The following is a 6477-nucleotide window of genomic DNA, read 5'->3' as shown; positions in this document are numbered from 1 at the left end:
GCCGCCGCGCGAGGACCCGCTGCCGCTGCCCCCGCCCGAACCGCCGCCTCCGCCGGCCGAGCCGCCGCAGCCCCCGCCGGGCCCGCCGCCTGGCGTGCAGCCCTGCAACGTCGAGAGCCAGTCGGGCGGGGCCGGGGAGACGCGCAACCGGCACTACCTCGGCCCCACGCCGGGCCCGGTGACGGTGGACTACGACACCCAGACCGTGCCTGACAGCATCGAGGTGCGCTATCGCGGGCGCGTCCTGGCGCGCACGCCCGGCATGGTCAGCGGACGCGGCCAGCTGCATTTCGACTGGCAGCCGCAGGGCAACGACCATGTGGTGGAGGTGGTGGTGATCGGGCCTTTCTCGAACACGCGCTGGCGCTACCGCCTGAACTGCCCGGTGAACTGATGGCGCACGACGTTGCGAGATTGGCGCGGCAGCCTGCGCTGCGGCACACTCGCGGGTGCGAGATGGGATGCCTATGAGCAGTTCTGCGACCCCTGCCGGCCTGATCAGCCTGGTGCCGTCCTCCGGCATCCAGTTCCTCGACCTCGACTTCGATATCGACCGGCTGCCGCGCGGGTCGCGGTCCTTCTGGGAGGAACAGCTGCGCGAGCAGGTGGACCACGAGGGCAAGTCCCCCACCATCCTGCGCGTGCTGGAACAGGACGCCGACGGCAACCTGGCGGATCCCGTCACGCGACAGGTCCCCGCGCCTGAGGAGACCTACGCGATCTCCCGCGCCCAGGCGCTCGAGCCCTTCCTGAACAAGTGGGTGCCGCTGCCCTATTTTCGCGTCCATGCGCGCGGCGCCGACGGCAAGGAGGTGTACGACCGCGGCCCGTCCAACTGGGCCCGCGCCTATGTCGCCGAGAAGCCGCAGCGCGATCCGGACGGCAAGTCGCATCGCCTGGTGCTGGCCTTCGACACCGCGCTGATGCCGCGCGTGCCGGAGCGCCCCTATGTCGCGCCCGCGCCGGAGGATTCCGCCCGGCAGCAGGAATTCGCCCCCGTCTGCGGCCATGGCGAGAATGCCTGGTTCCTCAACGAATCCTGGGTTGGGCAGTGGCTCGAGGAAGGCTTCCGCGAATTGCGCCAGGCGCAGCGGGGCGGCAGGCCCCTGCGGCCCGAGGACTTCCCCCATGCCTGCGAGCATTGGGCGCGCTACCTCGGCTTCCTGGGGCTGCTCGAGGGCATCGGCATCCTGCCGCGCATCCGCCTGGTCGATGTGGTCTCCGACAATCGCGGCTATGCGCCGATCAATGTCGACCTGGTGCTGGACATCGGCAATGCGCGCACCTGCGGCGTGCTGGTCGAGGAAAGCCAGGACGCGCCGTCGCTGAACAACTCGCAGGTGCTGGCCCTGCGCGACCTGTCGCGGCCCGAGGATGTCTATGCGCGTCCCTTCGAAAGCCGCGTCGAGTTCGCGGTCGGGTCCTTCGGCCGCGATGCCATCTCGCGCCGGTCGGGGCGTGCCAATGCCTTCCGCTGGCCGTCGCCGGTTCGCGTCGGGCCCGAGGCGATGCGCCTCGCCGCGGCCACGCAGGGCAACGAGGGTGCGACGGGGCTCTCCAGCCCGAAGCGTTACCTGTGGGACCGCCGGCCGAATGTGCAGGGCTGGCGCTTCAACGGGCGCGCATCGGATGGCGTGACCACGGAACCGCCCGTCTCCGGCCCCTTCATGGCGCATGTGACCGAGACCGGCGAGGCGCTGCGCATGCTGCGCGGGCGCGGCCAGCCGGCGGTGCGCGCGCGCTTCTCGCGATCGGCCATGTACACCTTCCTGCTGGCCGAATTGCTGATGCAGGCCATCACCCAGATCAACGCGCCCGCGACCCGTGCGGCGCGGCGCTTCGCCGACGTGCCGCGCCGCCTGCGCCGCGTGATCCTGACGCTGCCGCCGGCCATGCCGCTCGCCGAGCAGAAGATCCTGCGCGAACGTGCCGAGGGCGCGATCAAGCTCGCCTGGGACATGCTGGGCTGGACCGAGGGCGGGCCGACCGCACCGCCGGAACCGCGCGTGCTGCTGAACCTCGACGAAGCCACCGCGACGCAGGTGGTCTGGCTCTACACCGAGATCACCCAGCGCCTGCAGGGCGATGCGCAGGGCATGTTCGAGCTCGCCGGGCGCGTGCGGCCGGAGCGCGGGCCCAATCCCTGCCTGCGCGTGGCCTCCATCGATATCGGCGGCGGCACCACCGACCTGATGGTGGTGACCTGGTCGGTCGAGAACCGCGACACCATTGTGCCGCGCCAGGAATTCCGCGAGGGGTTCAAGATCGCCGGCGACGAGGTGCTGGAGGGCCTGCTGACCCACCTGGTGCTGCCGCAGGTGGCCGATGCGCTGCGCGCGGCCGGCATGTCCGACCCGCAGGCCTTCCTGCGCCAGACGCTGGGCGGCGATCGCGGCGGGCAGAGCGAGGTCGAGCGACACCTGCGCCGGCAGTTCGTGGCCCAGGTTCTGGAACCGGTCGGGCTCGGCGTGCTGCACGCCTATGAGCGCATCGAGGGCCGCGCCATGGGCGAGGTGTTCCGCGCGACCATCGCGGCCGTGCTGGCGGGCCAGGCGCAACCTGCCAATCCGCGCGCCGTCGCCTTCTTCGAGACCGCCGCGCGACAGGCCGGCGCGCGCGGCTTCGCCATCGCCGATGTCGAGATCGCCGCCGATGCGCGCCGCGTCGAAGCGGTGGTGCAGGCGACACTCGGCCCCGTACTGGCCGACCTGTGCGAGGTGGTCTGGCACTACGACTGCGACGTGCTGCTGCTGTCGGGCCGGCCCTCGCGCCTGCGGGCGGTGACGGATATCGTGCTCGCGAAGTCGCCGGTGCCGCCGCACCGCATCATCGGCATGCACCGCTATGCGGTGGGCGGCTGGTACCCGTTCCGCGACGCCAATGCGCGCATCGAGGACCCCAAGACCAGTGCCGCGGTGGGTGCGATGCTGTGCGCGCTGGCCGAGGGGCGGCTGGAATCCTTCCTGATGCGGACCTCGCAGCTGGCGATGAAATCGACCGCGCGCTTCATCGGGCGGATGGAGATTTCCGGACAGATCCGCGAGCAGGGGGTTCTGCTGTCGGAGGTGGACCTCGAGAAGCGTCCGGCGAGTTCGGATGGCGTCGAGTTCACCATGACCTTCGCGGCCCCCACCTTCCTCGGCTTCCGGCAATTGCCGATCGAGCGCTGGCCCGCCACGCCGCTCTATGCGCTGGAGTTCGCCAACCCTGAAAGCGTTCCGCGCATGGCGCTGCCGCTGCGTGTGAAGATCCGCCGCGCCGACATGGACCCCGACGCGCCCGGCCAGGAGGAGAAGCGCGAGGATTTCCGCGTCGAGGAGATCGAGGATGCCGAGGGCACCGCGCTGCGTCGCTCCGACGTGGAGATACGGCTGCAGACCATGAAGAACGAGGCCGGCTACTGGCGCGACACCGGCGTGGTGGGGCTGGCATGAGGCTCGCAGCAAGCACCGACGCCGCGCTTGCCGCCGCAGCGCGCGGCACCGCCGAGGCCGCAGCCGAGGCGATCGGCTGGCTCGGCGACAACCGCGCCAAGGTGCGCGAGGAAGCGCAGGCGGTCGCGCGCGATTTCCGCAAGTTCGCCCGCCGCGCCCGCAAGCTGGAAGTGGCCGCGGAGCGCCCGATGTGCGTGGCCGTGTTCGGTCCTTCGCAATCCGGCAAGTCCTACCTGATCAGCGCGCTCGCGCGCCGCGGGCAGGAGAGCGTGACCGCGATGTTCGATGGTGCCGCGCTCGACTTCGTGCGCGACATCAACCCCGAGGGCGGGCAGGAGGCGACCGGCCTCGTCACGCGCTTCACCCTGCGCCCGCCGGCGGCGATCCCGGGGCATCCGGTGGCTCTTCGGCTGCTGTCGCAGACCGATGTCATCAAGATCCTGGGCAATACCTTCCTCGAGGATTTCGACCCGGCTGAGGTGGACATTCCCTCGCCGGAACTGGTGCAGTCCCATTGCGCGAAGTTCGCCTCGCGCATCGCGGCCGAGCCGACCGACCGGCTGAGCGAGGACGATGTCGACGACCTGCGCGAATACTTCGAGGGGTTGTTCCGCGGGCATCCGCTGGTGCCGGGGCTGGGGTCCGCCTTCTGGGTGCAGGCGGCCTCCATCGCGCCGCGCCTGGCGGTGGCGGAACGCGCGGCCTTCTTCTCCATCCTGTGGAACGGGCACGAGGCCTTCACGGCTGCGGCGCGCGAACTGCTCGCGGCGCTGGCCGCGCTCGACTTCCCGGACGAGGCCTTCGCGCCGCTCGATGCGCTGTCGCCGCGCGAGACCTCGATCATCGACGTGCGAACGCTCGGAATGCTCGGCGATCCGGCGGATGGGAAGCTCACGGTGCGCACGCGCGCCGGGCGCCAGGCGGTCCTGCCCCGTGCCGCCGTTGCCGCGCTGGTCGCGGAACTGACCATCGCGCTGCGCGACAAGCCCTGGGATTTCTTCGAAGTCACCGACCTGCTCGACTTCCCGGGCGCGCGATCGCGCGAGAAGCTGACCCAGCCCGGCCGCTTCCTGGCGGAGAAGGGCAAGCTTCCAGGATTGTTCCTGCGCGGCAAGGTCGCCTACCTGTACCAGCGCTACTGCGCCGAGCAGGAAATCACCTCGATGCTGCTCTGCATCGGCCCGTCCAACCAGGAAGTCCGCACCCTGCCGCGGATGATCAAGGACTGGGTGGACGGCACGCTGGGCGCGACACCCGAGGAGCGCGCCCGCCACCGCAACGCGCTTTTCCTTGTGCTGACGAAGTTCGACACGGAGTTCGAGGAAAAGAAGGGCGCGACGGAGGGCACTGGCAGCCGTTGGACCATCCGCCTCAATGCCTCGCTGCTGGATTTCTTCGGCAAGGAATACGACTGGCCGCGCAACTGGGCGGCCGGCGCGCCTTTCGCCAATACCTACTGGCTGCGCAATCCGAATGTCGCGGCGAAGCACATCCTCGACTACGACGAGCATGGTCGCGAAGCCGCGCCACGGGCCTCCGAAGCCGGGCGCATCGCGCGGCTGCGCGAGGAATTCCTGGCGAACGACGATGCGCGGCGCCATTTCTCGGATGCCGAGCGCGCCTGGGATGCGGCGATGACGCTGAACGACGGCGGCATCTCCTATCTCGCGGAGAGCCTGCGCCCGGTCTGCGATCCCGCGATCAAGCGCAACCAGATCGCCGCGCGGCTGGAAGCGCTGCGGATCGACATGGCCGCGCGGCTCTCCCCCTATTGGCATTCGGGTGACCTGGCGGCGGAGCTGAACAAGCGGCGCGAGGAAGCGCGCGTGGTCAGCCGCGCGCTCGTCGCCTGCGCCTCCGCCCAGGCCTTCGGACGGCTGATCCGCAGCCTGCAGGTAACGCCGGAGGAACTGACCTCCGCCTGGTGGCGTATGCAGACCGAACCGGCCGAGGAAGCCCCGGTCGGCGCGCGGGCCGGCGAGGAGGACTACCTGGCCGAGCTCGGCGACCTGGTGGCGCCGGCCGCGCAGGGCGAGCACCGTGCGCGCGACGCCTTCGAACGCTACGCCGACATGGCGGTCGCGGAGTGGATGGAGAAGATGCACCGCGCTGCCGCGGAGCCCGAGACGGCGGAGCAGCTGAAGCTACCGCGTGAGGCCGCTTCGGCGCTGATCGCGCAGATCGGCGCCGGGGCGCGGCGCACCGGCCTATCCGCGCGCATCGCGCAGCGCCTGCGCGAGGCGGCATCCTACCGCCAGAAGCTGAGCGAAAGCGCGGCCAAGCCCGTGATGGTCGCGGAAGGCGTGGTGAACCGCTACGTGCACACGCTGGGCTACGGCGACCTGCCGCCGGACCAGCGTCCGCGCGCCGGGCGCACCGACCGCCCGGTCTTCGCCCCGCGCGCGCCGGTGAACGGCATGCCCGTGCTGGGCCCGCAGCCCGAGGCCTACGACAAGCAATACCATGTCGACTGGATCAGCGCCTTCTCGCGCCTCGCGGAGGAGAACGTGACCGCGCCGGGCGGGCTCGAGATCGACGTCGCGCAGAATGCGCGCCTGGGCAGCATCCTGGGCGCGCTCGGCGCCGCCGCATGACAACGGTGCGCGCCGCGGCCGATCCTGCCCATCCCGAGGGCGGGCACGCCATCATCCTGCTGCAGGGCGTGATGGAGCCGCCGGCCGATCCGCGCTTCCGCATCCTGCGCGAAGGCTGGGCCAAGGGCACGCTCGGCCCCGAGGGCTGGCAGGTGAGCGATGCGCTGATCGCGCCCGATCGTGTCGAGGCCTCGCCGCAGGGCGTGCGGCTCTACCTCGGCCCGCAGGTGGTGGATTGGCTGGAGGCGGGGCCGGTGATCTTCCGCCTGCCCGAGGCACGCATCGACGCGCCGCTGTTCTGGCCGGATGTGCCGCCGCTGCATGGTGGTTCGGGGAATACCATCGCCGTGCCGCCGCCGGCCGCGCCGCGCGCAGCGCCGCTGCCGCCGCCGCTGCCGATCGAGGACCCTGACGCGACCATCGCCATCGCGCCGCGCCTGGCACCGCCG

Annotated in this window: 4 protein-coding genes; all 4 read left to right on the top strand. The window is 71.1% G+C overall.

Annotation, left to right across the window (positions count from 1 at the left end; translation table 11 throughout):
• The coding region (locus tag HW578_RS21150; RefSeq protein WP_198372696.1) for a hypothetical protein at positions 1–394 on the top strand (394 nt) is incomplete at its 5' end.
• A gap of 73 nt (positions 395–467) precedes the next feature.
• Positions 468–3434, top strand: coding sequence for a virulence factor SrfB (locus HW578_RS21145; protein WP_198372695.1), 2967 nt, complete (start codon positions 468–470; stop codon positions 3432–3434).
• The gene (locus HW578_RS21140) at positions 3431–6028 is read left to right on the top strand and encodes a virulence factor SrfC family protein (RefSeq protein ID WP_198372694.1); all 2598 of its coding nucleotides are present in this window, start codon (positions 3431–3433) and stop codon (positions 6026–6028) included. Before HW578_RS21145 ends, HW578_RS21140 begins: the two co-directional genes overlap by 4 nt.
• Positions 6025–6477 (top strand): hypothetical protein (locus HW578_RS21135; RefSeq protein WP_198372693.1); only part of this gene is annotated, 453 nt, incomplete at its 3' end. The genes HW578_RS21140 and HW578_RS21135, both read left to right, overlap by 4 nt.

Source organism: Roseomonas rosulenta (genome assembly GCF_016106005.1).
Classification (GTDB): domain Bacteria; phylum Pseudomonadota; class Alphaproteobacteria; order Acetobacterales; family Acetobacteraceae; genus Neoroseomonas; species Neoroseomonas rosulenta.
Note: the sequence above shows the minus strand (reverse complement) of the source record. Positions and strands in the feature narration are given on the sequence as shown.